The organism is Acetonema longum DSM 6540 (assembly GCF_000219125.1).
GTDB classification, from domain to species: Bacteria; Bacillota; Negativicutes; order Sporomusales; family Acetonemataceae; genus Acetonema; species Acetonema longum.
In genome coordinates this window covers 62505-89007 of the sequence record NZ_AFGF01000269.1, presented here as the reverse complement: position 1 = coordinate 89007, position 26503 = coordinate 62505, and the positions used below count along the sequence as shown (strand labels likewise).

The following is a 26503-nucleotide window of genomic DNA, read 5'->3' as shown; positions in this document are numbered from 1 at the left end:
CCGAAGAATTTAGGTGACTTTTCGGCATATGAGAAAGCATCCATTACTACGATCTCCCGAAAAGTCACAAATTCCGATAGCGCGACGAGGACGCGCGTGAGACTGTACGTTCGCAGGGTACGTCGATACTAAAAAGATGCGGAGCATCGTGAGATCAGGAAGAAAACAAATCACTTTTCGGTGGAGTCACAGCAAAATAAACTACTGCATTCGAAACTGAAAATGGATGTTTTCTGAACGAGCGCGCCCGCAGGAGCAACAACGCAGATGGGCCTTTTTCAACGGTCCCCTCAGGTGTTGAATACCGGCAGAAGCCTTTCCATCTTCATACTCCGCGAGCCTTTCAACAACACGGTATCTCCTGGCATCAGCAGCCGGCCTAAGGCATCGGTTGCCTGCTGATGATTTTGGCAAAAAACCGTCTCAGGCACACCGGACTCTTTAGCAGCGCGGACAGTGTGTTGAATCTGATCGCCCACACCAATGACCGCTTTAATCTGTTTTTCCGCCAGATAAAGGCCTATCTGACGATGCGCCTCGGCAGAATGAGCTCCTAATTCCAACATATCGCCTAATACAGCGACGGCCCGCCCAGCGGCGATATCGCCTAATACATTGATCGCCGCCTTCATGGATAGAGGGCTGGCATTATAGCTGTCGTTAATCACTGTATAGAGCCCCATTTTCTCTATATGCAACCGCATAGCGCTGGGTGTAAAATTCTTTAATCCCTGCCGAATTTCTTCCGGAGTCATTCCCATACTTTGCCCCACAGCAATAGCTGCTAAGGCATTGTATACGTTATGAACGCCGTATGTAGGGAGTTCGATGCATTCTTTTCGCCCGTCAGTCAGACTGTCAAAGGTAACACCGCTGGCTGCGGTCCGGATATTTTCCGCTTTCACGCCGGCTTTGGGCTTCAATCCGTAATAGATCACCCGTGCCTCGGTGAGATCTCTCATTTTCGCCACGCGGTCGTCGTCGCCGTTCAGCACGACCAGCCCCCGGGCTGCCACAGCCTGAACCAGTTCGGCCTTGGCTTTGGCGATATTTTCGATGGAGCCCAATAATTCGATATGAGTTTCGCCAACATTGGTGATCACTGCTACATTAGGCAGGGCAATCTGGGCCAATGCTCGGATCTGCTCCATTCCCCGCATGCCCATCTCCACAACCACAGCTTCATGCTCCGGCTGCAGCCGTAAAAGAGTCAGCGGCAAGCCGATTTCATTGTTATAATTGGCTTCGGTTTTCAGTACATTGAACCTGACGGATAATACGGCGGAAATCATGTCTTTGGTAGTGGTCTTGCCGTTAGAGCCGGTGACAGCGATCACCGGTATGCTATATTTCTGCCGGTGGAACCTGGCCAAATCCTGTAAAGCCTTTAAAGTATCCTGAACCAGAATAACCGGACAGTCCTGAGGCAAAGACGCGTCCCTCCGGCTGACAATGATTCCTCCAGCCCCTTTTTGACGGGCCTGGGACAGATAGTCATGCCCGTCAAAGGTTTCACCCTGCAGGGCAATAAAGAGATCTCCTGAAGCTATAGACCGTGAATCCGTTGAAACACTGGCAAACAGTAAAGCCTTTGATTCCGGTTTATCTGAAATGATGCTGCCGCCGGTTGCCAGACAGACCTCATCCAGGGTAAAACACGCCATCTATTTCATCTCCTGTATCCATTCGCGAGCAACTTCACGGTCATCAAAGTGAATGGTTTTATCTTTTAAAATTTGATAGGTTTCATGCCCCTTGCCGGCGATGATCACAATATCGTCGGGTTGCGCCAGGGAAATCGCCCGTTTGATGGCTTCCCGCCGTTCTATAATAACTTCATATGTATTTGTAGTAAGCCCTTCTTTGATCCCTACCTCAATTTCTTTCAGAATCTGGACAGGATCTTCCGACCGGGGATTATCGGATGTGGCAATCACAATATCCGACATTGCCGCGGCCAGTTTCCCCATAATCGGCCGTTTAGTTTTATCCCGGTCGCCGCCGCAGCCAAACACCGAAATAATGCGTCCTTTGGCAAATTGCCCGACAGTACGAAGAATATTTTCCAACCCGTCAGGTGTATGGGCATAATCCACAATGACACTGAAGGACTGAACGGCATCCACGATTTCAAACCTGCCGGCCACACTGCGGAAACTTTCCAAAGCCGAACGAAGGGTAGCCAGGGGAACGTTTTCAGCCAGCGCCACGCCGCAGGCCGCCATCATATTATAAATATTAAATATACCGGTAATTTTTAATTGTAAAGCCAGATCGCCTTGGGGAGTTCGCACGCGGCAGGATGCCCCCTTGGCCTGAACATCAATGTCCTGAGCCAGGATATCGGTGGTCTGATGGATGCCATAGGTCAAAACCTTCACCTTGCCTACAGCCTGAATCATGGTCTGACCGGCCGGGTCATCCAGATTGATAATGGCCGCCTTGGAGCCCTGTTTGCCATGTTGCGATGCCAGCATGGCAAACAGCTGCGCTTTGGCGCAACGATAGTTCTCCAGGGTTTTATGAAAATCCAAATGATCCTGGGTCAGGTTAGTAAATACGCCCACATCATACTCGCATCCGGCTACCCGTCCCAAGGCCAGCGCATGGGAAGAAACCTCCATCACCACATAATCCATTTGCGCATCCGCCATTTGACGCAGCAGGCTTTGCAGATCGATCACATCCGGGGTGGTATTTTTCACCGGCAGTACCCGGTCCCCAATGTAGGAGTTGATCGTCCCGATGAGTCCTACCCGATACCCGGCTGTCTGCAAAATATGACGGATCAAATAGGTGGTGGTGGTTTTGCCGTTGGTTCCGGTTACCCCGATCATGCGCAATTTCTGAGCAGGATAATCGAAAAAATAGGGAGCGATGCTCTGCATTGCCAGCCGGGTGTCCGGCACCTTGATAATGGTCATGCCGTCAGGCGCTGCTACATCTTTTTCGACTAAGGCCGCCACTGCGCCCTGCTCATGCGCCTTTGCAACATAATCATGGCCGTCGACTTTGGCCCCGGCCAGACAAACAAACAAAGTATTTGCCTGGGCAGCGCGGGAATCATATACCAGGTGTTCGATCCTGTGAGCCAGCTCGCCGGATATTACGTTTGCATTTGGCAATAGGGTTACAAGTGCCTTCAATTCTTTCGCTATCATAAGTCCTCCTACATAACCTTGTTCATGATATTTTTCCTATTATTGCTAAAATTATCCCTATTCGAGATAGAGCATCACACTGGATCCTGCCGGTACCTTTTTGCCCGCCGACGGTTCCTGCATTACTATTGTACCACCACTGCCGCTGGTTTCAACTATAAATCCTAATTCACTCAACAACTGGATGGCCTGTTTAGGCTCATACCCCTCCAGACTGGGGACCGTCACCTCCGAGGCGCTGAACCGCGGGCTGGCGGAATAGAGCAAAATGCTTGAGCCTTGAGGTACCCGGCTGAAGGGTTTAGGAACCTGGTCACTGATTGTTCCGTCAGTGCCATCACTTTTCACATCCAGCCCTGCTTTGCGAAGTTCCTGCACGGCTTCAGATAAAGATAAGTTAATGACATTGGGCACCGTCGTATGAGGGGTATCGTCGCCAGGCTTAGGAGCAATATCCTTGGCGGACAAGCCCAGATACTGCATCACGTTTTTTATGACATTACTGGCAACAGGCGCTGCAATTTGCCCTCCATAGTATAAACCCTGGGGTTCATCTATGACAACTAAAACCACGATCCGAGGCGCATTGGCAGGCGCCATTCCAATGAAAGATCCCACGTATTTGCCGCTGGCATAGCCGCCGCCTGCTCCTGCTTTTTGCGCCGTACCGGTTTTGCCTCCAATATGCATCCCCGGTATGTAGGCGTTTTTCCCCGTTCCATTTTCTACAACACTTTCCAAAATTCCTGTCATTTTTTTGCTGGTAGCGGCATCCAAAACTTGGACCTTCACATCAGGATGAAACGCGCGTATGAATTGACCGTTATGGTCCTGCACTTCCCTCACAATTTGAGGCCGCAGCAGTTTTCCTCCATTGGCCACCGCCGATACTGCTGATACCAGTTGTAAAGGCGTTACGGCAATACTTTGGCCGATGGATATCGTCGCAATGTTAATCGGTTTTACTTTTTGCCGGTTAATGACCAGCCCCTTGGCTTCGCCGGGCAAATCTACATCCGTCAGCCGGCCAAACCCAAAGGCGTCAATATAGTCATAAAACCGATCCTTCCCTATTCGTAACCCAACATTAACGAAGCCGACATTACAGGAATTTTCCACGATCTGCAGGAAAGTCTGGCTGCCGTGTCCGCTGCGCCGGTGGCAGTGGATGTGCCGGCCTTGGACTTCGACTGATCCCGGATCGTAAAATCGGCTGTCCAGGGTTACCAGTTTTTCTTCTAAGGCCACTGCCGCCGGAATGATTTTGAAAGTGGACCCCGGCTCATAGGAATTGGACACCGCAATGTTACGCCAGGCGGAAGAAGGATATTCGGCAAAACGGTTTGGATCATAATCCGGCCGGCTGGCCATGGCCAACAGTTCTCCTGTCTGGGGGTCCATGACCAGGATGCTCCCCCCTTTGGCCTGAGTATTTTTCATGGCTTGTTCCAATTCACGTTCCACAATCTGCTGAATTACGATATCAATTGTTAGGTAAACATTATTTCCTTCCACCGGAGCAACGTAACGGGGACTGGAATAGGGAATTTCCCGCCCCCGTGCGTCATTTTCAACCACAATACCCCCGGGACGGCCTCGCAAATAGTTGTCAAACGTAAGTTCAATTCCATCCAGGCCCTGACTGTCAATCCCGGTAAAACCCAGCACATGAGAAGCTAAATTTTCATAAGGGTAATGCCGCCGGTTTTCCTGGGTCAGACCAATGCCCGGCAGGTTCAGCTTCTTGATTTCCTGAGCGGCGGCGTCGTCAATTTTACGATCAAGCCAGATAAACGCCTGGCGTCTCTTTAACTTTTGCACCAGAAGATGTCTATCTAAAGGTAAAATAGCAGCCAATTTGGCTGCTGTTTGGTCGGCGTCTGTTATTTGAGCCGGAATCGCGTACAAGGATTCTGTGCTCACACTTACGGCTAATTCCTTGCCATTTCTGTCGAAAATGATTCCTCGTTTGGCTTCCACCGGAATATGGCGTAGCCGTTGATCGGCAGCGTGCTCTGTCAGCCAGGAGCTTTGAAAAAACTGTAAATAAACCAGGCGGCCGGCCAAACCTATCATAACCAGCGTGACGAAAAGAAACAGCCAGGCAAGCCGTTTTCTAATCGTAACATGTGATGCCGAGACCACTCGTCCCCCCCCTATCTCATCAAGGATTCAACCCCCTAGGAGACCGTTGAAAAAGGCCCATCTGCGTCGTTACTCCTGCGGGCGCGCCCTCTCGAACGTACTGTCTGCGCGCGCGTCCTCATCGCGCCTAGCATCTGGACCCTTTTGAACGGTCTCAGTTTATAGGAGACCATTGAAAAAGAGGCCGGGATGCAAGGAAAAAGGATGGTTTTCCGCAAATGTCAGGCGGCTTGTGGTCTGGCTGTTGCTTTTCGTCTTGTTGTTAGTTCGCCTTTTTCCCTGCTGTCCCGCCGAAAAAATTCTGCGGTGCAATCATGCCTAATTTGGAGGAGGCAATGGACTGGATACGTTGAGGTGACCGCAGTTTGGCGATTTCCAGCTTCAGTTGTTCATTTTCCTTATCCAGTTTGCGAATTTCCGACCTGATCTGCGCGATCTGATAGCCGTAACGAACGGTAAACTCGCTTTGAATGGTAAGCAATACTGCAAAACATATGAACAGCAAGGCAATTTTGCCGCATTTTTGACGTAACGCGACATTTACCTTTGCTACTTCGACTTTCTCAGGCTGGACTGTTGTTTCCGGTTGTGCCAACCACTCCTGCTTCTTATTTACTAACATATCTATTAACCTCCCCAATTTTTAGACCAAATTACAAATAAATTACAATTTTTCCGCAACCCGTAGTTTGGCGCTGCGTGAACGGGGATTGTTTTCTATTTCGTCGGCGGCGGGAGAAAGTGCCCTGCCTATTGCTTTTACTAAGGGTTTACGATTGCACACGCATATAGGAAAATGCGGCGGACACGTACAAGGTTTGGCCAGATTTTGAATGGTCTGCTTCACAATCCGATCCTCCAGAGAGTGAAAGGTAATCGCGCACAACCGGCCGCCTGTTGTCAACAAATCGACTGATTTTTCCAGAACCTGCCTCAGGACTTCAAGTTCCCGATTCACTTCGATCCGAATGGCCTGGAAGGTGCGTTTGGCCGGGTGAGGTCCTTCCTTCCGGGCAGCGGAGGGAATGGCCCGTTTAATGACCTGAACCAATTCCCCGGTGGTACCGATGGGTTGCCTGTCCCGCTCGACAACGATGAATTGCGCGATGCGCTTTGCCCAGCGCTCTTCTCCGTACTCATGAATCACCCGGGCCAGATCAGCCTCGGAATAATTATTCACTACCTGGTAGGCCGATACCCGTGCCTCAGGATCCATCCTCATGTCCAGAGGACCGTCCTGCATGTAAGAAAAGCCCCGTTCAGCAGTATCCAGCTGATACGACGACACACCCAAATCCAATAAAATGCCGTTAACCTTTGACAGCCCCAAGTCCGATAAAACCCGGTCCACTTCTCTGAAGTTAGCGTGGACAATATGCACACGGCATTGAACAGCGGCTAATTTTTCTCTGGCAGCTTTTATGGCAGCCGGATCCTGATCGATTCCCACCAACTGTCCCTGAGACAATAGCCGCCCAGCTATGGCTAAGGTGTGGCCTGCACCGCCCAAGGTACAATCCACATAGATACCCGCCGGGTCTGTCACTAAAGCGGCTACGGACTCTTCTAATAAAACCGTGGTATGCTGAAAACTCATAACATCGCCCCGTATACTAAATTCCCAGATCAGCCAATTGCTCGGCAATTTCCGTTACCGCCTGGCTGGTATCGGCGTTATAGGCTTCCCAGGCGTCCTTGTCCCAAAGCTCTATCCGGTTCAGTACCCCGATGACCACCACATCCTTGGATAATGCCGCATATTCCCGCAAAGTTCCCGGCAGCAGCATCCGCCCCTGTTTATCACATTCGATTTCGGCCGCACCGGCGAAAAAGAAGCGAACAAAGGCTCTGGCTTCGGCTTTAGCCAGCGGCAGTTCCTTCAATTTTGTTTCTATGTTACTCCATTCCGCTTTGGGATATACGAAGATACATTTCTCTAATCCTTTGGTGGCAATAAAACTATCGCCCAATTCCTCCCGAAATTTGGCGGGCAGAATGATTCTTCCTTTATCATCTATACTGTGAGAATATTCACCCAGCAACACAGTGCATCACCCTGTCGTTGTTCTACCACTTTACTCCACTTTGTACCACTATTTCATTATTTTCTGGACGAATAACAAAATTCCTTCCATCTGGGTTGAAATTTCAGGAAAAAGTATACATGTTTTTAAGTTAGGCATAATTTCAGGAGAATAGAAAAGGATATAAACAGGCTGGTATTTGTGAATAAATGTTGCTATAATTTGTTTAGCTGATGAACTTTCATCCGGCGAGGAGGTAACAGATACTATATGTCTGAAATCAACAAGGAAATGGGCATTATTGAAGTCGTTGAAAAATATCCGCAAACCGTTGATGTATTCAGAAGCCATGGCATGGGATGCTTAGGATGCGCCGCTGCGCGCTTCGAAAACATTGAGCAGGGCGCCATGGCTCACGGTATCGATTTGGATGCCTTGATCAAGGACCTGAACAAAGTGGCGGAAAAATCTCACTGAGTCCTTTTAGATGAGAGTCAAAAGCCCCGGATGTATGACATCCGGGGCTTTTGACTCTCAGACTTTGTCCTTGGATATATATATTTTTGCGGCCACTTCCGCATCAATCGCCAGTTCCATATGGTCAATACGGATCACGTAGTTTGGCCTGACCTGCAGCAGATCAATCATGATACCGGGCAAAAGACCGTAAGCCATAAGCTTTCGCCGATGACCTGCATCGATAGTGGAAAAAGCTTCAACCCTGGCCCTATGCCCAACCTGAAGTTCTTTTAATGTTTGATGGGCCATGACGTTTCACTATCCTATCTTTTCTTTCTAAAATCCCAGGATGCTGTAGAGAAAATGCACCAGCCAGCCCGATCCCAGGGCAATCAGTGCGACCACCAGCAAAATCGCCAGTGAAACCAGGAAACCGCGCTCCTTGACCATCATGACGGTCTGGGCGATACAAGGGACAAATACTGTCAGGGACACGGCCGCCGTCAATAACTGTCCCTCATTCAACAAGCCTTTGGCGCACAAATCAAACAGGCCGGCAGTCCCATAATCCCGGCGGAAAAACCCCAGCAAAAAAACCTGGCCCATTACCGGCGGCAGCCCCATAAGCGACATCACCGGCCGCATCAGAGAAATCCAGCGTTCCAGCAGCATCAGTTCATCGGCCAGCCACAAACTGCAGCTCACAACAACAAAAATCGGAACAATTTCGACGAAATACATTTCCATCCGGGTCCAGGCTTTCAGGAAAACATTAGACAGCCGGGGCATCCTCAGAGGAGGGATCTCCAAATAAAAGGCATTGGCCTGGCCGGGAATGATCCGGGCGCTGATATAGCCAAACAGTCCAAAGATAAACAGCAGACATCCCAGCCACAGTAGTAATATCCGGGGACTGCCTGATAATATAGCTAATACGACTCCTAACTGGGCCGAACAGGGAATGGCCAGCGCCAGTAAGAAGGTGGCCAGCAGGCGTTCCCGCCTGGTTTCCAATGTCCTGGTCACCATGACCGCCATTGTGCCGCAGCCAAAACCCAGAGTCAGAGGGATCACTGCCCTGCCGTTCAGGCCAAACCACTTAAACATATTATTTAATAATAAGGCCAGGCGGGGAAGATAACCGCTGTCTTCCAGCAGGGCAAAAGCCAGAAAAAACGTGCCGACCACTGGCAGAATAATCGCCGCAGCATAACGAAAGCCCAGTGTAATTACCCCATATTCTCCCATTAGAAGCGATTTCAGCCAGTCAAGTTCTATATATTTGTCTATCAAGGCTTGTAGTAAGGGAAGCAAAAAATCGCCGAAAACTTCTTGGTTCATATAATCCACCAAATACCCTGCCCCAAACCGGCCGACAAATTGATACAGCCCCAGATAGATCACAAAAATCAAAACCACTGCCCCGGTGAAAGGCTCTCTGGTCCACCGGTTCACTTTGTCATGAAACGGATGACTCTCTCCCCCTTCCTGGCGGATGCAATGTTCCAGCAGCCGGTCGACTTCAGCTTGCCGCTGTACAGTCAGGAGAAACTCCATTCCCTGAGGATAAAGGCCGGCGCATTGCTCCAGCTCTTTTCTGACCCGTACGCCACCGGGACGGGATAGAATCAGTTTTTGCATGCCGGCGTCTCTCTCCAGCAGCAGAACGGCGATGATACGTTTTGTCATTCCCTTTTTTGATAGCTGGTCGACAAAATCAAGCTGGGCACTGATCCTTGCAATGACCTGCTCAATGTCAGGGGACAGTAAAACCGGCCTGGCAGCAATGGTTTTCCATAGAAGGATCTGCTGTTTCAGTTCCTTGAGTCCATAGCCCTCGGCAGCCGAAGTGGCTACCACCGGAATCCCTAATCTTTCTTGCAGAATCCTTATGTTGATACGTCTGCCGGCCTTTTGGGCTTCATCCATCATATTCAGCTGCAGCAAGACGCGAAATCCGGCATCCAGAAGCTGCAGAGTCATCCTGAGGCTCCGCCGGATATTCTTGGCGTCCACTATATGAATCACCAAGTCAGGATGTTCCTCAAACAGCAGCCGCCGGGTGACCTGTTCTTCCTCGCTGGTCGGGATCAGAGAGTAGATCCCCGGTGTATCAACCACTTCAAATCTCACTCCGTTGAGCCGCATCCTGCCGCGGGTAACATCCACCGTGGTCCCGGGATAATTCGACACCGTGGCGTATAAACCGGTCAAATAGTTAAACACCATGCTTTTCCCTACATTGGGATTGCCGATCAAGATTATTTTACGCTTCTCTGCCTCCATGGGTTCCACCCCCTTGATCCACGCCGTCTCACCAAGACACTAAGGACCATGCTATTTTGTATTCCATTTCTCAGGGGAATATCCATAAAAAAACAAAGGGCGGATCAACAATTGATCTCCCTTTGCTTTCTCAGAGAATACCGGTAATAGTCTACTCCGCCGCATTCAAATGATGAATATCGTTTACCAAAGTGACAATGGCCTGTTCACCATAGTATTCTACAATATTCACAGCCGTATTGTCCTGCCGTATCGCCCCCACATAGTCAAGAGGCATATGCAGGGCTGCGCACAGAACCGCGCGGATGGCGGCGCCGTGGGACACGATGATAATAGTTTGCCCGTCGTGTTTTTTCACCAGTTCCAACACGAGCTGCTCCATACGCTCTTGTACCTCAGTATAGGTTTCTCCTCCCGGTATCTGTACATGCCCCGGGGAGTTAACAAATTGCTCGGCTTCATCGGGCCAGCGTTTTTGAATCTGTTCATAGGTCAGCCCTTCCCAGTCCCCAAACCAAAATTCCCGCAACTGGGCAAAAGAAGCCACCGGCAATCCGAATTGACCGGCAATTCTCTCAGCGGTTAAGAAAGCCCGGCTAAGGTCACTGGAATAAATCGCGACAACCTTTTCACGGGACAGACGTTTGGCTACCAGATCAGCCTGGCGGATGCCCTGGTCCGTAAGAGAAATATCCGTATGTCCCTGGTATTTTAACTCTTGATTCCACAATGTTTGCCCGTGCCGGACAAAAATAATTCTTGTCATACCTTATTATTCTCCCGTACAATTTGTAATCGCATGAATCAATGCATCATTTTGTTCCGCAAGCTTTACCGCCAACCGGATAAAGGCCGCCGACAAGCCGCGATAATTGCTGCAATCCCGAATCAATACGCCGCGCTGCATCAACAACTGCTGCCACTCGGCCGCTATCCTGCCGGTATGTCCGACATCCACTAAAATGTAATTAACAACCGGTTTCAGCGGTCTCCAGCCTGGTATGGCGCATAATTTGCGGAAAAAATCATCTTTTGCCGCATGCATGATCCGCTTGCTCGTCTCACTGTAAGATACGTCCTTTAATGCCGCGACTCCTGCTGCCTGGGCTAAACTGTTCACATTCCAGGGATCTTTGCCTTTATGAAGAATTTGAGAAATCCGCTCACTGCATAAGGCAAACCCCAATCTCAGGCCGGGTAAAGCGTAAAACTTGGTAAGAGACTGCAAAATGACTAAATGATCATTTTGGTCTAATAACCGCCGACAGGTAAAATCTCTGTCATCCGGCAGAAAATCAATGAAAGACTCATCAACAACCACCAGGCAATGGTGGCGCTGACAACATGCTAGCAGGTGTTCTATTTCGGTATTAGTCAGCATGGAACCGGTAGGATTGTTAGGATTTCCCAAAAATAGGATATCCATACGCGCCACCAAATGTTCCAGAACTGCCGCATCGTAGGTAAAATCATTATCCGGGCTTAGCGTGTAATAGCAGATCTCAGCATTAGCGGCCCGTGCCGCCCGTTCGTATTCACTGAAAGTTGGCGCTGTAACCAGAACGCGTTTCGGGTTGATCATATGGCAGAGAATATAGAGCAGCTCGACAGCGCCGTTGCCGGCAACAATAGAGGTAACAGGGACCTGATAGCGCTCGCTGATAGCCTGCTTCAAAAGAAAAGCCTGAGGATCAGGATAATGCACCAGACTGTCTATCTCCCGGGCCAGACAGTCACGCACGCTGGCCGGCAGGCCGCAGGGATTGATATTGGCGCTAAAATCCAAAATACTCTGCCAGGGGACCTTCTGGTCGCGAGACAACCGATGGATGTTTCCGCCATGGACATCAGTAAGTTGCTGTCTCATCCGGCAGCCTCCTTTCAATTTGCAAACCACCGGATATCAGCCGGACGGTCCGCAGATAAGTGACATCGCTGCACCCATCTAGAATCGCCTGTACGCATGGGGCGATTGCGGCCAGGTTATTTTCCGGAAAAAGAACCCCCATGACTGTGCCGCTATGAGCCACGTTTACGCCCACCGCGCCAAATTTCGGGGTAATCTCTAAAAACGTATCCAAACACGGCTTAGGTAAAATACCCTGATTGGCAACCGCACTCAGGGTAGCGCCGCGTCCAATGAGGCCGCCATCCTGCTGGGTGATGCCCCGGCTTACTAGCTGTATAGCTTCCCGTACCAGCGACTCCTTTGCATGATTCAGTCTGGCCAGATCCTGGCGGGAATTGAACAGCAAGGTATCCACCTCACCGCCAGCGTCAAATACGGCAATAAACAGCCGGGGCGGCATCCCCAGACTTTTGCGGATCAGTCCGTGTACATGATCAAACATGCTGATGCCGGGGTAAAAAATACCGTCAGTTGGCTCTATCGTCAAGGAAATATCCGCTATTTCATCCGGCGTCAGCATCCGGTTGAAGTGCAAGGCAACCGCCTGGCAAGCGGCGCTTATGTCGGCGCTGCTGGAAGCCATTCCTTTGCCGACAGGCAGCTGAGATGAGATGCTAACCTGGATCCGGTGCTCGCTGATGCCTAAATAGTCTAAAGTAGCCGTGACAGCCTGCCGGGTTTTGCAGCCGGCGGCGTCATCAGGTTGTTGCCTGTTCACTTTCGCAACCGAGTAAAGATCAACCGGACAGGTGATCAGAAAATTTTTGCCGTCCAGAGTCCCCTGCACCAATTCGCCGCAAGTTCCCGGGGCTTTCACTGTTTCTCCCATGTCTATTCTCCTTATACTACTCAGCCGATTAATACGACGGACAAAAAGACTGCCGCCTGCGTTATTTCCGTCAGGGCGCCATAAATGTCCCCGGTAAGACCGCCTAACACGCGAGTTACGTAGCAGGCAAAACTCACAGCCACGGCTAAGCCGATCATACTGCTGATTAAGTACACCGGTCCCACCAGGGATACAATGATCAGAGAAGAAACAGCCGCAAACCCCAGACTGAATCGATCGGCATACTGGGCAAACGCTTTACCCATCCCTTCCGGCCGGGCATAGGGAAAGGATGTAATGCCGATGACCATTGCCAGCCGTCCCACCACCGGCGCTATTAGCAGTGCCGCCAGCAACTGCGCTTGGGGCAGATCCAGCAAAACCGACCCCTTTATCAAAAGCAGGCAGAGAAAACCAACAACACCGTTAGCCCCTACCCGGCTGTCTTTCATAATCTCCAGCATACGTTCCCGTGACCGGCCGGAAAATAAACCGTCCATGGTATCCATAAAACCATCGCAGTGCAATCCTCCGGTCAGGGCAATTTCCAGCACAATAATCGCGGCGGTAAACAGGTGTATAGGGAGCCGCTCCGCGGCAATATAGGCGAAACCATACAAGACCAGACCAATCACCAGTCCGATCAGGGGGAAAAACTTTACGCTTTCCCCAAAACTTTGCGGCGTCCATTCACTCTGCCGCACAAAACGGATGCGGGTAAGAAACTGCAGCCCGGTTATAAAATCGGTAACAGCAACCCGCCGGCAAAACCATTGAAACCATCGTACATCCATCACAAGCAGCCTCCTGTACCTTCCGGTTTACATATTGGCAATCGCTGCGGCAGTCAGGGTGAACAACCAGGTAGTCACATACATCAGCCGTATCGTGGCCTCGATATGCCCCGGCTCAATAGGATTCAGCCTATCGCCCATCAAAGCCCGCTGGGACGGCTTTCCTCCATAGTAATTCAAGCCGCCCAGTTGTATTCCTAAAGCTCCGGCAACGGCGGCTTCGGGAATGCCGCTATTGGGGCTGGGATGTTTGGCCGCATCGCGGAGCATCATCTTTACGGCCATCAACCCGCTCAACCTGAGCGGAAAACAGGCTGCAACCAACAGGATGCCAGTAATACGGGCGGGAATATAGTTGAAAACGTCGTCGGTCCGGGCGGCAACCATACCGAAATCCATATACTTTTCATTCTTATACCCCAGCATGGAATCCATCGTATTGACGGCCCGATACACGAAAGCCAAGGGCAGGCCGCCAAGCAAGGCATAAAACAAAGGAGAAATAATCCCGTCAACGATATTTTCGGCAACCGTTTCCACCGTGGCTCGGGATACTTGATGGATATTGAGACCGGCTGTATCCCGGCCGACAATCCAGCTGACCTTACCACGGGCCTGGTCAAGATCGCCCGCTTCCAACAGAGCTTTGATCTCCCTGCCGGCCTGGGCCAGACTGCGCGGTGATATGACAAAGGAAAGAAGCAAAGCGCCTCCCAGCAGTTCCGGCAGCGGCGGGAGCAGAGCCAGCAGTTCTGTGGCCAAACGGGCCGTAAAATAGGTAAGAATCAGAACGCTAAGCACCAGGATAGAACCGGCCATCCGTTTGCTGTTAGGCGCCGCCAGGGGCGATCTCAGTTTCCGCTCTAAAAAAGCGATCAGGGCCCCCATCTGGACCACCGGATGAAACCGCGTTCGCGGATCCCCGATGATCCAGTCCCATAACAGCGCCAGAGGCAGCAGGTAATGTATCTGACTCATTTGGCAGCACCCATGATCTGATAAATCAGATCCATATTCAGACTCTTGCGCACAGTATCGGCAAGCCGGTCATAGCTTTTTTCCTTGCGATCCCTGAAGTTTTCTTTCACTTCCAACGGTGTTAATCCCTTGCGCTGCCGCAGGGCATTAATGACTGCCCGCCGGTAGCCGTCATTGTCAAAAATGCCATGAATATAAGTCCCCATCACCAAACCGTCCGGAGTGACAACCCCGTCTTCAGCCTGAATCGGCTGGCCCGATCTGACGGCAATCGTAAACGCGGAGCGGACCGCTTCGACGAAATCGGTGCGTCCCATATGGATCTCATATCCCTGGAGCTGATCATCTGAATAATTGATGCCCAAAAATGCATGATTGCGGCAGCCGGCGCAGACCTGATGCGTCATTTTCGTGGCGGCGAACTCAGTGACAATAGGCAATAATCCCATCCCGGCAATAAAGTCTAAGTTTGATTCAGTATGAAACGGGTCATGAATTTCCCGACCCAGCATCTGGTATCCGCCGCAAATGCCGATAACAGGGACACCAGCCTCGGCCAGACGGCGGATTTCCTGTTCATAGCCGTTTTGACGCAGATAAACCAGATCCTCCACCGTATTTTTGCTGCCCGGCAGGATCACTAAATCAGGCTGCCCGATCTCATCCCCCGGACGAACATACCGTACAGCCACATCCTGTTCATGGGCCAGCGCCTCAAAATCAGTAAAATTAGAAATTTTAGGAGTGCGCAACACCGCTACTTCGATATCCCGCTGCCCCACAACCGTTTTGTCATCCAGGGAAACCGAATCTTCATCATCAATTCCCAGATTATCCAAAAACGGCACGACTCCGACTACCGGTTTTTGCGTCTTATTCTCGAGAAAATCCAGAGCCGGCCGCAGCAATTCCAAATCACCCCGGAACTTATTGATCACAATCCCTTTGACCATATCCCGTTCGGCAGGATCCAGCAGTTCCAGCGTACCGACAACAGAGGCCAAAGCCCCTCCTCGGTCAATATCCGCAATGAGCAGCACCGGCGCCTGAGCCAGTTTGGCCACTCGCATATTGACGATATCATTGGCTTTTAGATTGACTTCCGCCGGGCTTCCCGCTCCTTCAATAACCAATACTTCATATTGGTCTGACAGGCTCTTCAGGCTCTGTTTCACTGTGTCCAAAGCCTGTAAACTATATCCGGCATGATATTCCTTTGCCGACATAACCCCTACCGGACGGCCCATGAGGATGACCTGGGAACTGGCATTGCCGGTGGGCTTTAAGAGCACCGGATTCATTTCCACCGAAGGTTCCACGCCGGCAGCCTCAGCTTGGACCACCTGAGCCCGGCCCATTTCACCGCCATCTTGCGTCACATAAGAATTTAAGGCCATATTTTGAGCCTTAAACGGCGCCACCTTCCATTGATCCTGTTTAAAAATCCGGCATAAAGCAGCGGCAAGAATACTTTTTCCCACATGGGAACTCGTTCCCTGCAGCATGATAAATTTCGCCATATTACACCTCTTTCGGCAGTCTTAAGGCCAGTGGCTTGATGTTGATCGCCAGTCCGCTGACTGTCAGGTAGACTTCGTCAGCCCAGGCGGCAACCTTTTGATTGGCCTTTCCCGCCAAGTCCCGGAACTCTCTCGCCAGAGCATTCTCCGGCACAATCCCCATGCCGACTTCGTTGGATACGATGACGACAGTGGCATCAGAGGCCCTGGCAGCTGCCATCAGCCGATCAATAGCCTTCATGACCGCCTGATGCCTCGTTTCGGCATTCGTTTGTCCGAAATCATAGGATAATAACAAATTACTGATATAAATAGTCAGGCAGTCCAACAAAACGGCCTGACGGCCGCAGATTCCCGCCAGATGCTTCTCGACGGCAAACGGAGCCTCAATGGTCTGCCAATCAGCCGGACGCCGTTCTTGGTGAAGCCGGACCCGGAGTTCCATCTCTTGATCATAAATCTGGGCCGTAGCGATATATACCACGTTTTCCCCCAGACCGGCGACGTATTTCTCCGCGAAGCCGCTCTTACCGCTTCTGGCTCCGCCTGTAACCAGTACGATCTTACCTGCCATATTATTTTCCCTGCCTTAGCCGCGTGAGGCGGCGTATATCATGCATTTTCGAATAAAAGAATCCGCTGCCCCGGGACTACCTGCAAAATGGATGTGCAAATAGGACGCCAGAATATTCCCTTTGGCATATCCGGCTGGATACGCAGCGCCGGTGCGCATCTTTTTAAACTGAAACGCCCAGGGGAAGTCATCGCCGACTATCTCCGGAATCATCCGGGAAAAATGAAATTCGTGTCCGCGCAGTACAGCCTGCGCCTGGCACAACAAGTTGTCGTTCCAGGCCGTGGCTTCAATGTACCCCACTGTCTCCAGCTTAGAATGCATCTGGCATCTGGCCGGAATAAGCCCTGCCATTTCGTATGGCTGCTGCTCAAAATCAATGAGCTGCCGGGTTAAATACATCAAACCGCCGCACTCGGCATAGACAGGCATCCCCTGTCCGGCCTTCTCCCGTATATCACAGAGCATCCCCCGGTTTACCGCCAATTCTTTGGCAAACATCTCGGGAAAACCTCCCCCCAGGATGATACCGTCTACAGGCGGCAGCTTTGAGTCTTCGAGCGGGCTGAAAAAAAACAGTTCCGCCCCGCTGGCAGTCAATACCGCCAGGCTTTCCGGGTAGTAAAAGGAAAAGGCGGCGTCACGGGCAATCCCGATTCGTACTGCCGGCGGAGACTGTCGCTGAGGCAGGGAAGGAGCCTCAGCACAAATGATCGCTGGAGCTTGCGCCGCAATCCGCTGTATATGTTCTATATTAACGCTGCGTTGAACTTGCTGGCGCATAGCGTCCACTGACTTTTCGGTTTCCCGTTCTGTCACCGGCGTCAGACCCAAATGCCGTTCGGGCATGATCAAAGCCTGATCCCGGTATAAACACCCCAAGACCGGAATCTGCAGCTTCTCCAGAGCGCCAACCACTGTCTGACGATGAGAATCGGACCCCAGGCGGTTGACGATAACTCCTGCCAGTTTCAAATCCGGATCATACATGTTGAAACCAAGAACCGTGGCGGCGATACTTTCCCCGGCGGATTTAGCATCCACCACCAGCACCACCGGAGCCTGCAGCAGTTTGGCAATGGCTGCAGTACTGCTGACGCCGTGACGCCCTCCGTCGAATAAGCCCATGACCCCTTCGATAATTGCGATATCACTGGACTGGGCCGAGTCGGCGAAAATCCGGACCAGCTGATCCTCCGGGATCAGCCAGGTATCCAGGTTGTGAGCCGGTTTGCCGCTGGCGGCGGCATGAAAACCGGGATCTATGTAATCCGGCCCTACTTTATAGGACTGAACTTTATATCCTTCCCCCCGCAAAGCAGCCAAAAGCCCGGTTACTACGGTGGTCTTGCCCGCGCCGCTATGAGTGCCCGCAATTACGATCCTTGGTATTTTAAAACCGGCCATGACATTCACCTCCCAGTCGCCTTACATGACAATCGTCAATTCATATACAACAGAGCGTTAACCGCAGACGCGGCAATCGGGCTGCCGCCCTTATTGCCCAGTACGGTAATATAGGGAACCGGCGATTCAGCTGCCAATAGATCCTTCGACTCGCTGGCGCCGACAAACCCGACGGGAACACCGACGATCAGGCTGGGACGAATGCCGGTTTCCTGCATCATCTTCATCAGTTCAAACAAGGCAGTGGGAGCATTGCCAATGGCGACCACAGAGCCATCCAGCTTGTCACCAAAGGACCGCATGGCTGTCATGGCGCGGGTGGCTCCGGTTACTTTGGCGGCGGCAATAACCGACGGATCGCTGATCAGGCAGTGCACCTTACCGCCCCAGGCGCCCAAACGGGTTTTATTAATGCCAGTCCGGACCATTTCTACATCGCAAAAAATATCCGCACCCTTTTGCAGCGCCTGACACCCGGCCTGAATCGCCGTTGGATGGATTCGTATCCAATTGGCGTAGTCTGGATCGCCGGCAGCGTGAATGATGCGGGAATAGACCTTAATTTCAGGTTCGGATAAATTTAGCCTGTCCAGATACGGACGGATGATCTCCATACTGCGGTTTTCAATTTTTTGGGGTTCTATGATATATTCCATCGGACTGCCTCCTTTGACCAATAAACCGTAATACATCTTCAACCGAATGAACGATACAGGGATAAATCACCTTGGGCCGGTCAATGACGACGATCGGCAGTTCCAGATCCATCGCTGCCTTCAGTTTGGTATCACTGCCTCCTACCGTGCCGCTGTTTTTGGTTACAATAACCTGAGTCCGGTATTCGCGGAACAACTGGATGTTCAGTTCCCGTGAAAACGGTCCCTGCATGGCCACTACATCTCGGGGAGTAAAACCTAAACGGAAGCATTCGGCAATCACCGCCGGATCCGGCAATACTCTGGCGATAATCCTTTTGGCCGCCAGTAGCGGCTCCTGGCGAAAGACACCTAAGGAACGACTGCCGGTGGTGAGGAAGATCACCTCTCCCAGACCGGCTGACAACCGGGCTGCTTCCGCCGCCGTCTCCACCGTGTGCAGCCGGGCATAGTCCGGCAAAGGGACCTCTTCTCGTTCGTATCTCAGATAAGGAATCGACAGAGCAGCGCAGGCCTGTATAGCATTGGTAGAAACATCCCGGGCATAAGGGTGGGTGGCGTCGATGACCATTGAGATGCCACACTCGCCAAACCAGTCGATCATGCCCTGGCAATCCAGAGTATGATCGTTGACCATCACCCGTTCGTCATCGATCAATTGCCGGCCATAGGCGGTAGCTACCGATGCCATGACCGGATAGTTGCTGTCAGCAATGGAGCGGATGATTTCCCTGCTATCCTGGGTACCGCCTAAGACGCAGATCATATTATATAGCCCCGGGGGGTGATGATGCAGCCGTCTTTCACATAGGATTGGCTATTTCCAATAATAACCAGAGAAAACATGTCTATCGATTCTTTTGTGAAATCAGCCAGATTGCTGATGACTTTCGTCTCGCCCTTGCGGGTTGCCTGCTGCACGATTCCTACCGGAGTCTGGGCCGCACGGTGCCGCAGGGCAATATTGCGCACTTCTTCGATATGCTTCACCCGCTTGGTGCTTTTTGGATTGTACAACGCAATGACAAAATCGCCGGCAACAGCCATTTCCACGCGTTTCTGGATGATCTCCCAGGGTGTGAGCAGGTCGCTCAAACTGATCACTGCAAAATCGTGCATGAGGGGAGCACCTAAAATAGCGGCAGCCGCCCCTACCGCGCTGACGCCGGGAATCACTTCCGTATCCGGACGTTCGTCGGCCGGAAGCTTCATCGCCAGTTCCAGTACTAAGCCTGCCATACCATAAATGCCGGGGTCGCCGCTGGATACAACTGCAACCTTCCGGCCCTCAGCGGCATGGTCCACCGCAACCTGACACCTCTCTATCTCCTGCATCATGCCGGTGCCAACGACGGTTTTGCCTGTCAGCAGTTCGTCAATTAACTCTATGTAGGTATCATATCCGACTACGATTTCAGCATCCACAATAGCATTGCGGGCTCGCAGGGTCATATCCGGGAGACTGCCGGGACCGATGCCTACTACTGTGACACAACCTCGGTGATGGCTACTGTTATATTGGGGTAAACTGTCCTGTCCAGCAATAACCGGCTGGTCCGGCCTGCCAGCAAAGCTGCTGCTTCGCATACATTTCCCACTCCTATCTTATCCTCTACAAAACCTGACACCTTTAACTGATGCCGGCTGATACATTCCTGCAATTCTTCGTTCGAGTAAAATTCAACCGGTATTTCTATTTGCTGCGCTGCTGCCAGAATGCCGATTTCGTCTTCCTTTGCGACAGTGGTGGCCAGCATAGCGATACTCTTCATGCTACGGCCGATTTTTTTACAGGCATCAGCCACGGCGTTGAGAATCTCAGCGCCGGCAGTGCCTCGCCGGCAGCCCAGACCCACGACCAGGGTCGCCGGCCTGAGAAAGAGACAAGGTTTGACGACATACAGGTCTTTGTCCGATACAACAACCGCCATATCATACTGTTCCGCCTGAGACAGCAATTGCATCGGCAAAAACTGAACGCCGATCTCTTCTGCTGTATTCATATAGTAAGTTGGATTGGGCAGGGAATGATCCAGGAAAAAACCGACCCGGTCGCCGTTGACTATGGCGGCATTGATCAATTTCAGCTGGTCAAAGGGTTCGAGTGCCGTATCAAGTTTGACCGCCAGAATATCGGCCGCCGGTTTTTGGTTCACATCAGTAGCAGTAGTGATAACCGGATGAGCGCCCATTGCCGCCGCCACTTTCCGGGTTAATTCATTCGCTCCGCCAAGATGTCCCGATAGCAGGCTGATGGCGTGCTCCCCGGCGTCGTCCATAACCACAACTGCCGGATCGTAACGCTTGTCCAGTACATGGGGGGCTATAACCCGGACAACGATGCCGGTGGCCATGATAAAAATCAAGGCATCATACTGATTAAAAATAATCCCCGCCAGCTTGCCCAAGTGTTCATACTCCGCTGCTCCCGTTGGATTACGGCCGGTTTTGGCATACTGATCAATGTCATGATTCTCTGTGCCGCACTGCAGCGCCTGTGCCAGTTCGCCTGCCCTCGCCGCACCTTTGGCTGTTACTGAAATAATAGCTATCCGCATACGGACTCCCGGAACATATGGCCAAAATCCGGGGAGTAAAGCCGGGACAGTTCATATTCCGCAGCCAGGCAGTCACCCACAATGATTAGCGCCGTTCTGTCTATGCCTTCTGCAGCGACAGTTGCCGCAATGGTATTCAGGGTTCCCCGCATGATTTTTTGTTCCGGCCAAGAGGCCTTCTGGACGATTGCCACCGGCGTAGCAGGTTCGTAACCGCCTGCCAGCAATCGAGCCACAACTGTCTCCACCATGTGAACGCTCAAAAAAATACACATGGTGGCATGATGAGTCGCCAGGGTTTCCAATTGTTCCTTTGGCGGAACTGGCGTACGGCCTTCTAGACGGGTAATAATCACTGTTTGCGACACGGCAGGCAGGGTGTATTCGCGTTTTAACGCCGCGGCAGCGGCAAGAAACGAGCTAACGCCGGGCACCACATCATAGGAGATATGCCGCTGATCAAGAGCGTCCATTTGCTCCTGAATCGCTCCGTAGATACTGGGATCGCCTGTGTGCAGCCGGACGACTGTTTTATTCATGGCAATCGCCTTCTCCATTACCGCCACAACCTCATCCAGTGTCATGGATGCGCTGTTATGAATCTCACTCCCTGGCTTCGCGTTATCCAATAAAACCGGGTTGACCAGCGAACCGGCGTAAATGATGACATCAGCCGACTGCAACAGGCGCTGTCCCTTGACGGTGATCAATTCAGGGTCACCGGGTCCGGCGCCGACAAAAAATACCTGCATGTTAAAACCCTTCTTTCTTTGCAATGATCAACGATGGATTCAGGGTCTGGGGTTTCCTTTCCAGCCCAGCCACATTTATTCCTTTTCCTTAATACAGGAAATTACGAAAACCGGATTCAACGCGTCAAACATATGCTTGGTCCCTGCCCGCCGCAGACGGGTCACTTGCATGCCGCTTGCCTCTACCGTATAATTTTCTTTCTTTTCCATAATAGTTACGGTTTCCAGAATTGTTTCCAGGGTTACAGCTGTGATGATCAATCGTCCCTGCTCGTATAGCAGTGCGTCGCACCGCTCCAGAACAGTTGGTAAATGACCGCCGGCCCCCCCCACGATGATTGCGTTGGCCTTTGGCAGATCTTCCAGGGCTTCAGGCGCCTCGCCGTGAATCACCCGGACATTGTCCAACCCGAAATGACGGCAATTGGTCTGAATCAGCCCGACTCCCTCCGGATTTTTTTCAACGGCGTACACAATTCCCTTCTGTGCCTGAAAAGCTGCTTCTATTGATATCGAACCGGTGCCGGCGCCGATGTCGATGACGGTATCGGCTTCGCCAATGCGGGCTTTTGCCAGAACCATGATCCGGATTTCCTGCTTAGTCATCGGGACAGAGCCGCGGATAAACTCATCATCGGCAATTCCCGGAAAGTACCGTTTCATCCCTGCACCACCATTACACAAGATTCAAATCCGGCAACGCTTTTAATCTCCGCCAGACTGAGCGCCAGTATCCTTTCGGAATCATAGGATAAATTTTCGCACAACCAGACTTTCGCCGTTTGGGGCCATCCTTGTTCCAGCAAATGTGCCGCCAGAAAGCTTGGATTGTGTACGGGATCGGTCAAGAGACCCAAGATTTTGCCGGGGATGTATCCCAGCGCCGGATTGCCGGCCACTTCCCTGCCATGCACACTGGTTAAATAAGCCTCCTGCCAAGGCAATCCGATCCGGGCGAAAGCCACCTGCACCGAACTGATGCCGGGAACTACCTCGATGATTTCCGATGGAAAGGACCGGCGAATGGCGGGCAAGAGACTATAAAAACCCGGATCGCCGGAAACCAAAACCGTCACATCAGACTGTGGCAATGCCTCCCGGATCCCATGGAGCACTTCGGACAGATTGCCGTCAATCTGTATTTGCTGTACATCCTCCCGGCCAAAAGTGGCCAATGCCCGTTTTCCTCCAGCCAGCACACGGGCCTGCTGAATTTTTTTCAGCGCTGCAGGGAGCAGGTAATCAGGCGCCCCTGGTCCTATGCCCACAATTATGACTTTATGTTCCATCCCAGGCTATCTCCTATCTGTTTTGCCGTTTGATCATACCCTAATACTTCTCCCCGCATGGTTACAATCACAGTTCCCACCGTTAAATCGCCGAACACATATTGCATTGCCCGCTCGCTGGCCTTCTGGGCCAGCAAAGGATACAGGCTGTGTAAACCTTGCTTCTCCAGAATTGGGATCGCTGCTTCCGTCGTATTGCATTGCAGAATTTCCCGTATGATCGCCTGGGAAGCGCCGGCTGCCCCGGCATAGGCTGCAATCGTTTCCATACGGGCGTCGGCCATACGATTGTGGGTATGAAAGATACCGGCGGCCACCTTGACCAGTTTGCCGAGATGACCAAACAGCAATACGCTTTTAAATTCCAGTTCAACTGCCTTTTCCAGCATAAATCCGATGAAGTTGCTGGTTTGCACAGTAGCGTCCTGGGGAAGATTGCAGCGGACGGCGATATCCTGACCGATCTTCCCCGGCACAAAGATCAGGTGCGGTTTTCCTAATGCCTTTACTACCTGCATTTGCGGCACCAGCGAATTTTTAAACGCCTCTTCGGACATGGGCTCAACGATGCCGGTAGTGCCAATCACTGACAAACCGCCGGCAATCCCCAATATAGGGTTCAGGGTACGCGCCGCAAGAGCTTCCCCGCCCGGTATGGAAACAGTAACACAGGCCCCCTGATCCTCCGGCAGAAGGTCCCGGACCGCTTTTTTAATCATGGTCTGAGGACCGGGGTTGATGGCCGGCTGACCGACCGCCACTGACAAGCCCGGCTTGGTCACGGTTCCCACCCCCGGTCCGGCCTTGATCACAATCTCCGCTGAGGGCAACAGAGTCACATCGGTGTAAATTGTTACACCATTGGTAATATCCGGGTCGTCGCCGGCATCTTTGACGACCGAAGCGCGCCCCCCGGAAAAAGTTTTCTCACTGGCTGCCACCGGCACAAACAAGGTGTGCCCCTGGGGTGTTTCTATTTCAACTATCGTCTTATGTTCGCCAAAATAAGCATACAGCGCTGCTTTCGCCGCTGCCGCGGCACAAGTGCCGGTAGTAATTCCCCGGCGCATTTTCTTTTCAGTCATGAAAAATCCCCCTGTGTGTAAACAGGGGGAAAACTGCCAATCAATTAAAAGTTATCCCACCTGCCTATCTCTCGTAGGTTATAACGGTGTGTCAGAACAGGCAGGTCTCCTGACTAAGGCTCATCGCTGTCTGCGCCTTCCCGGATTCAATCCAGTGGCACTTTGCAGAACAGGCTCCCCCTCACAGTGGCGGGACCGTGCCGGCTTTTCACCGGACTTCCCTTTTAAGCAGTTTGCACCTCTTCCCGGCTATGCAATTATGGTCATTATAATTTGATTCTGCAGTTTAATAAAGATTCCTGCCGGCTGAGGCTTACCTTTTAAAGAAATATTCCTGTTTTACTTTCTCCATAGTCCAAACGTCAGTCGCAGAGAGAATCAGGACATACAATACCAATATCAGTAAAGCAAGTGTGGCAGGCTCGCCGCCGGACCGATTGACCTCAGGGCATAGCTGGCATGAGTGAGCGGCTGGAGTTAAACGATATGCCTGATGAGGACCGGAAGCCTATCCTGCTGGGAAAAGCACCATTCCCCACTCAACAAATTCTTTTGCCAACAGGTCGATAGGAGGCCTGCAAATAAGCCTGATATAACTTCTCTTTGCTAACGCCGAATCTCTCCATGCGCCTGACAACGCTGGTCAGTGAAACCCAAAACCAAAATCCGCCATAAACGGGCGGATTCCGGAAATCGACGGCTAACACGCGTATATATCTGGGGTTATCAATAAAAGACTGCCGCAGTTTGCCGTGGCAGTGTCCCAAAGTCCTAAAAAATACGATGGACTTTTTTGGAAGCTTTGCCGTTTTTAAGGCCTCTTGAGCGTGAATCACTGCGGAGCGATATTTGTGGAGCAACCCGAATCACGCCCGCAACTTGAAAATCACCGGCAGAGTAGTAGAACATCGGATAACCTGGCCAAACCGATTTTTCGCCGGCACAAAACGCCATTGCCGTACAGCCGATATAGCCGCCTCATCCAACAGATCATAGCCGCTGGACCGATAGACAGTTACCTGTCCCGGAGCGCCATTCTCCATAATTTGGATTCTCAAAACAACCGTTCCTTCCCATCCCGCTTTTCTTGCCTCCAATGGATAGGAGGGTTTGATCTCTGCCAAAATGCGGGGAGCAGTCGAGTCACCGGACCCTGGGCCGGAACCCGGACCAATCCCTGAACCCGCACCCGATCCTACACCGGAACCGGAGCCCGACCCAGAACCCGAGCCCACACCGGAACCGGAGCCGGTTCCCAAGCCTGAACCCGAGCCAGAACTTTTATCCATAGGTTTGGCATCATCATCCCTTTTAGCGGCAAAAACGGCGTTTGCCGGCGGTTCTTTCGGCTGTTGCGGTTGTTCCGGGTGCTGCGAAATATTCTCCTCAACGCTTTCAACCGCTTCTTCTTGTTCCTGGTAAGTGGAGGGGGTCTCAGGGACAGAAGGAATCGATGCAGCCGAAGTATCCGCAGCAGATGTATCGGCGGCAAACACGGCTATTTCATCGTTGCCGCCGCCGCTGCCTCCTCCGCCGCCGCCTCCGCCTAATTCCAATTCGATATACTGTTCCGGAGCCATGACGATGATCAAGCCAAAGCCAAGCAGCAGGGTGATATGGATCACTAAAGAAATCGTCAACGCTTTGCCCCAGTCTGTTTTTTCCACCGCAATCATCAGATACCTCCCCGGGTGTCGGCCGGTAAGCCGGCGCCAATCCGCTGCTTTATTTTATCTCATATTGCCGCCGGATAGACTGCGGCGGTACGAGGGATCATTCCATCGTTTTAATAATCCGGATAATATGATCGTGGGACAATTCCTGCAAATGATAATAGGCCGCTCCCAAGGAATTTGTGACAGCAGAGGGCAAATATAAAAAAAAGGAAGTCCCCATGCGGGGACGGCAGTGCGTCTGCCGAACGCACCATACAACAACAATAAGGGATTTAAGATATGGCTAATTTTCCTCGCCAGCCAAAATAGCGTGGAAACCTTTCGACGAAAATTATAAAAGTCCCTTCCCGCAAAAGCATACAGAAAGGGACTTGTTAGCGGAGAAATCCATTGAAACAGAC

The 26503-nt window shown here is 51.7% G+C and carries 26 protein-coding genes and 1 riboswitch; of the genes, 1 reads left to right on the top strand and 25 read right to left on the bottom strand.

Annotation, left to right across the window (positions count from 1 at the left end):
- Nucleotides 1-290: 290 nt before the first annotated feature.
- The 6 genes from ALO_RS19735 to mraZ all read right to left on the bottom strand — a co-directional run bounded on the left by ALO_RS19735 (nucleotide 291) and on the right by mraZ (nucleotide 7351).
- Nucleotides 291-1664 (bottom strand): UDP-N-acetylmuramoyl-tripeptide--D-alanyl-D-alanine ligase, encoded by a 1374-nt coding sequence (locus ALO_RS19735; RefSeq protein WP_004099763.1) that lies wholly within the window; start codon nucleotides 1662-1664, stop codon nucleotides 291-293.
- Nucleotides 1665-3161, bottom strand: a complete 1497-nt coding sequence (locus tag ALO_RS19730; protein WP_004099760.1) for a UDP-N-acetylmuramoyl-L-alanyl-D-glutamate--2,6-diaminopimelate ligase — start codon at nucleotides 3159-3161, stop codon at nucleotides 1665-1667.
- 57 nt (nucleotides 3162-3218) lie between these two features.
- Nucleotides 3219-5306 carry a stage V sporulation protein D gene (locus ALO_RS19725; protein ID WP_004099753.1) on the bottom strand — a complete coding sequence of 696 codons (2088 nt, stop codon included), beginning with the start codon at nucleotides 5304-5306 and terminating at the stop codon, nucleotides 3219-3221.
- A gap of 262 nt (nucleotides 5307-5568) precedes the next feature.
- Nucleotides 5569-5928, bottom strand: coding sequence for a cell division protein FtsL (gene ftsL, locus ALO_RS19720; RefSeq protein WP_004099752.1), 360 nt, complete (start codon nucleotides 5926-5928; stop codon nucleotides 5569-5571).
- 42 nt (nucleotides 5929-5970) lie between these two features.
- Nucleotides 5971-6903, bottom strand: a complete 933-nt coding sequence (rsmH, locus tag ALO_RS19715; RefSeq protein WP_040294003.1) for a 16S rRNA (cytosine(1402)-N(4))-methyltransferase RsmH — start codon at nucleotides 6901-6903, stop codon at nucleotides 5971-5973.
- Between the two features lie 16 nt (nucleotides 6904-6919).
- Entirely contained in the window at nucleotides 6920-7351 is a 432-nt protein-coding gene (mraZ, locus tag ALO_RS19710; protein WP_004099749.1) for a division/cell wall cluster transcriptional repressor MraZ, read from the bottom strand.
- Nucleotides 7352-7600: 249 nt separating this feature from the next.
- Between mraZ and ALO_RS19705 the strand changes: the two genes are divergently transcribed.
- Nucleotides 7601-7807, top strand: a complete 207-nt coding sequence (locus ALO_RS19705; protein ID WP_004099747.1) for a DUF1858 domain-containing protein — start codon at nucleotides 7601-7603, stop codon at nucleotides 7805-7807.
- 57 nt (nucleotides 7808-7864) lie between these two features.
- Here ALO_RS19705 and ALO_RS19700 read toward each other — a convergent pair whose 3' ends face one another.
- The 19 genes from ALO_RS19700 to ALO_RS21850 all read right to left on the bottom strand — a co-directional run bounded on the left by ALO_RS19700 (nucleotide 7865) and on the right by ALO_RS21850 (nucleotide 26102).
- The gene (locus ALO_RS19700) at nucleotides 7865-8098 is read right to left on the bottom strand and encodes a FeoA family protein (protein ID WP_004099745.1); all 234 of its coding nucleotides are present in this window, start codon (nucleotides 8096-8098) and stop codon (nucleotides 7865-7867) included.
- A 27-nt stretch (nucleotides 8099-8125) separates the two neighbouring features.
- Entirely contained in the window at nucleotides 8126-10075 is a 1950-nt protein-coding gene (gene feoB / locus ALO_RS19695; protein ID WP_004099739.1) for a ferrous iron transport protein B, read from the bottom strand.
- Between the two features lie 151 nt (nucleotides 10076-10226).
- Nucleotides 10227-10841, bottom strand: coding sequence for a histidine phosphatase family protein (locus ALO_RS19690; RefSeq protein ID WP_004099738.1), 615 nt, complete (start codon nucleotides 10839-10841; stop codon nucleotides 10227-10229).
- Nucleotides 10842-10847: 6 nt separating this feature from the next.
- Nucleotides 10848-11942 carry a threonine-phosphate decarboxylase CobD gene (gene cobD, locus ALO_RS19685; protein ID WP_004099736.1) on the bottom strand — a complete coding sequence of 365 codons (1095 nt, stop codon included), beginning with the start codon at nucleotides 11940-11942 and terminating at the stop codon, nucleotides 10848-10850.
- The gene (locus tag ALO_RS19680; RefSeq protein WP_004099734.1) at nucleotides 11923-12813 is read right to left on the bottom strand and encodes a GHMP family kinase ATP-binding protein; all 891 of its coding nucleotides are present in this window, start codon (nucleotides 12811-12813) and stop codon (nucleotides 11923-11925) included. The genes cobD and ALO_RS19680 overlap by 20 nt, the downstream gene beginning before the upstream one ends.
- 20 nt (nucleotides 12814-12833) lie before the next feature.
- Nucleotides 12834-13607, bottom strand: coding sequence for an adenosylcobinamide-GDP ribazoletransferase (gene cobS, locus ALO_RS19675; protein WP_004099732.1), 774 nt, complete (start codon nucleotides 13605-13607; stop codon nucleotides 12834-12836).
- Between the two features lie 27 nt (nucleotides 13608-13634).
- Nucleotides 13635-14585 carry an adenosylcobinamide-phosphate synthase CbiB gene (cbiB, locus tag ALO_RS19670; RefSeq protein ID WP_004099730.1) on the bottom strand — a complete coding sequence of 317 codons (951 nt, stop codon included), beginning with the start codon at nucleotides 14583-14585 and terminating at the stop codon, nucleotides 13635-13637.
- Nucleotides 14582-16105 carry a cobyric acid synthase gene (locus ALO_RS19665; protein WP_004099729.1) on the bottom strand — a complete coding sequence of 508 codons (1524 nt, stop codon included), beginning with the start codon at nucleotides 16103-16105 and terminating at the stop codon, nucleotides 14582-14584. The genes cbiB and ALO_RS19665 overlap by 4 nt, the downstream gene beginning before the upstream one ends.
- A 1-nt stretch (nucleotide 16106) precedes the next feature.
- Complete coding sequence (gene cobU, locus ALO_RS19660) at nucleotides 16107-16679, bottom strand: bifunctional adenosylcobinamide kinase/adenosylcobinamide-phosphate guanylyltransferase (protein ID WP_004099727.1); 573 nt, start codon at nucleotides 16677-16679, stop codon at nucleotides 16107-16109.
- A 15-nt stretch (nucleotides 16680-16694) separates the two neighbouring features.
- Nucleotides 16695-18086 carry a cobyrinate a,c-diamide synthase gene (locus tag ALO_RS19655; RefSeq protein ID WP_004099726.1) on the bottom strand — a complete coding sequence of 464 codons (1392 nt, stop codon included), beginning with the start codon at nucleotides 18084-18086 and terminating at the stop codon, nucleotides 16695-16697.
- Nucleotides 18087-18121: 35 nt separating this feature from the next.
- Entirely contained in the window at nucleotides 18122-18742 is a 621-nt protein-coding gene (locus ALO_RS19650) for a precorrin-8X methylmutase (RefSeq protein ID WP_004099724.1), read from the bottom strand.
- Nucleotides 18711-19508 (bottom strand): precorrin-6A reductase, encoded by a 798-nt coding sequence (gene cobK, locus ALO_RS19645; RefSeq protein ID WP_004099722.1) that lies wholly within the window; start codon nucleotides 19506-19508, stop codon nucleotides 18711-18713. Before cobK ends, ALO_RS19650 begins: the two co-directional genes overlap by 32 nt.
- On the bottom strand, nucleotides 19505-20194 hold the full coding sequence (gene cobJ / locus ALO_RS19640; protein ID WP_004099720.1) for a precorrin-3B C(17)-methyltransferase: 690 nt from the start codon (nucleotides 20192-20194) through the stop codon (nucleotides 19505-19507). The genes cobK and cobJ overlap by 4 nt, the downstream gene beginning before the upstream one ends.
- A 29-nt stretch (nucleotides 20195-20223) precedes the next feature.
- Nucleotides 20224-21300 carry a cobalt-precorrin 5A hydrolase gene (locus ALO_RS19635; RefSeq protein WP_004099719.1) on the bottom strand — a complete coding sequence of 359 codons (1077 nt, stop codon included), beginning with the start codon at nucleotides 21298-21300 and terminating at the stop codon, nucleotides 20224-20226.
- Nucleotides 21291-22052 carry a precorrin-4 C(11)-methyltransferase gene (gene cobM, locus ALO_RS19630; RefSeq protein WP_004099718.1) on the bottom strand — a complete coding sequence of 254 codons (762 nt, stop codon included), beginning with the start codon at nucleotides 22050-22052 and terminating at the stop codon, nucleotides 21291-21293. Before cobM ends, ALO_RS19635 begins: the two co-directional genes overlap by 10 nt.
- A gap of 75 nt (nucleotides 22053-22127) precedes the next feature.
- The gene (gene cbiT, locus ALO_RS19625; protein WP_004099717.1) at nucleotides 22128-22715 is read right to left on the bottom strand and encodes a precorrin-6Y C5,15-methyltransferase (decarboxylating) subunit CbiT; all 588 of its coding nucleotides are present in this window, start codon (nucleotides 22713-22715) and stop codon (nucleotides 22128-22130) included.
- Nucleotides 22712-23341, bottom strand: coding sequence for a precorrin-6y C5,15-methyltransferase (decarboxylating) subunit CbiE (gene cbiE, locus ALO_RS19620; RefSeq protein ID WP_004099716.1), 630 nt, complete (start codon nucleotides 23339-23341; stop codon nucleotides 22712-22714). Before cbiE ends, cbiT begins: the two co-directional genes overlap by 4 nt.
- A complete protein-coding gene (gene cbiD, locus ALO_RS19615; RefSeq protein WP_004099711.1) occupies nucleotides 23323-24426 on the bottom strand; it encodes a cobalt-precorrin-5B (C(1))-methyltransferase CbiD in 1104 nt (367 codons plus the stop codon). Before cbiD ends, cbiE begins: the two co-directional genes overlap by 19 nt.
- A gap of 82 nt (nucleotides 24427-24508) precedes the next feature.
- A riboswitch (cobalamin riboswitch) is annotated at nucleotides 24509-24684 on the bottom strand.
- Between the two features lie 608 nt (nucleotides 24685-25292).
- A complete protein-coding gene (locus ALO_RS21850) occupies nucleotides 25293-26102 on the bottom strand; it encodes an energy transducer TonB (protein ID WP_004099708.1) in 810 nt (269 codons plus the stop codon).
- Between the last annotated feature and the right edge of the window lie 401 nt (nucleotides 26103-26503).

Coding starts and splice junctions, on each gene's coding strand:
- ALO_RS19680 (WP_004099734.1), bottom strand. CDS start 12,813: ATGGGAGAAACAGTGAAAGCCCCGGGAACTTGCGGCGAATTGGTGCAG.
- ALO_RS19735 (WP_004099763.1), bottom strand. CDS start 1,664: ATGGCGTGTTTTACCCTGGATGAGGTCTGTCTGGCAACCGGCGGCAGC.
- ALO_RS19650 (WP_004099724.1), bottom strand. CDS start 18,742: ATGGAATATATCATAGAACCCCAAAAAATTGAAAACCGCAGTATGGAG.
- cobJ (WP_004099720.1), bottom strand. CDS start 20,194: ATGACCCTGCGAGCCCGCAATGCTATTGTGGATGCTGAAATCGTAGTC.
- cbiE (WP_004099716.1), bottom strand. CDS start 23,341: ATGGAACATAAAGTCATAATTGTGGGCATAGGACCAGGGGCGCCTGAT.
- ALO_RS19655 (WP_004099726.1), bottom strand. CDS start 18,086: ATGGCCGGTTTTAAAATACCAAGGATCGTAATTGCGGGCACTCATAGC.
- feoB (WP_004099739.1), bottom strand. CDS start 10,075: ATGGAGGCAGAGAAGCGTAAAATAATCTTGATCGGCAATCCCAATGTA.
- cobM (WP_004099718.1), bottom strand. CDS start 22,052: ATGCAGGTATTTTTTGTCGGCGCCGGACCCGGTGACCCTGAATTGATC.
- cobS (WP_004099732.1), bottom strand. CDS start 13,607: ATGGATGTACGATGGTTTCAATGGTTTTGCCGGCGGGTTGCTGTTACC.
- ftsL (WP_004099752.1), bottom strand. CDS start 5,928: ATGTTAGTAAATAAGAAGCAGGAGTGGTTGGCACAACCGGAAACAACA.
- cbiD (WP_004099711.1), bottom strand. CDS start 24,426: ATGACTGAAAAGAAAATGCGCCGGGGAATTACTACCGGCACTTGTGCC.
- ALO_RS19705 (WP_004099747.1), top strand. CDS start 7,601: ATGTCTGAAATCAACAAGGAAATGGGCATTATTGAAGTCGTTGAAAAA.
- cbiT (WP_004099717.1), bottom strand. CDS start 22,715: ATGAAACGGTACTTTCCGGGAATTGCCGATGATGAGTTTATCCGCGGC.
- cobU (WP_004099727.1), bottom strand. CDS start 16,679: ATGGCAGGTAAGATCGTACTGGTTACAGGCGGAGCCAGAAGCGGTAAG.
- ALO_RS19635 (WP_004099719.1), bottom strand. CDS start 21,300: ATGCGGATAGCTATTATTTCAGTAACAGCCAAAGGTGCGGCGAGGGCA.
- cobD (WP_004099736.1), bottom strand. CDS start 11,942: ATGAGACAGCAACTTACTGATGTCCATGGCGGAAACATCCATCGGTTG.
- rsmH (WP_040294003.1), bottom strand. CDS start 6,903: ATGAGTTTTCAGCATACCACGGTTTTATTAGAAGAGTCCGTAGCCGCT.
- ALO_RS19730 (WP_004099760.1), bottom strand. CDS start 3,161: ATGATAGCGAAAGAATTGAAGGCACTTGTAACCCTATTGCCAAATGCA.
- ALO_RS19665 (WP_004099729.1), bottom strand. CDS start 16,105: ATGGCGAAATTTATCATGCTGCAGGGAACGAGTTCCCATGTGGGAAAA.
- cobK (WP_004099722.1), bottom strand. CDS start 19,508: ATGATCTGCGTCTTAGGCGGTACCCAGGATAGCAGGGAAATCATCCGC.
- ALO_RS19690 (WP_004099738.1), bottom strand. CDS start 10,841: ATGACAAGAATTATTTTTGTCCGGCACGGGCAAACATTGTGGAATCAA.
- ALO_RS21850 (WP_004099708.1), bottom strand. CDS start 26,102: ATGATTGCGGTGGAAAAAACAGACTGGGGCAAAGCGTTGACGATTTCT.
- ALO_RS19700 (WP_004099745.1), bottom strand. CDS start 8,098: ATGGCCCATCAAACATTAAAAGAACTTCAGGTTGGGCATAGGGCCAGG.
- cbiB (WP_004099730.1), bottom strand. CDS start 14,585: ATGAGTCAGATACATTACCTGCTGCCTCTGGCGCTGTTATGGGACTGG.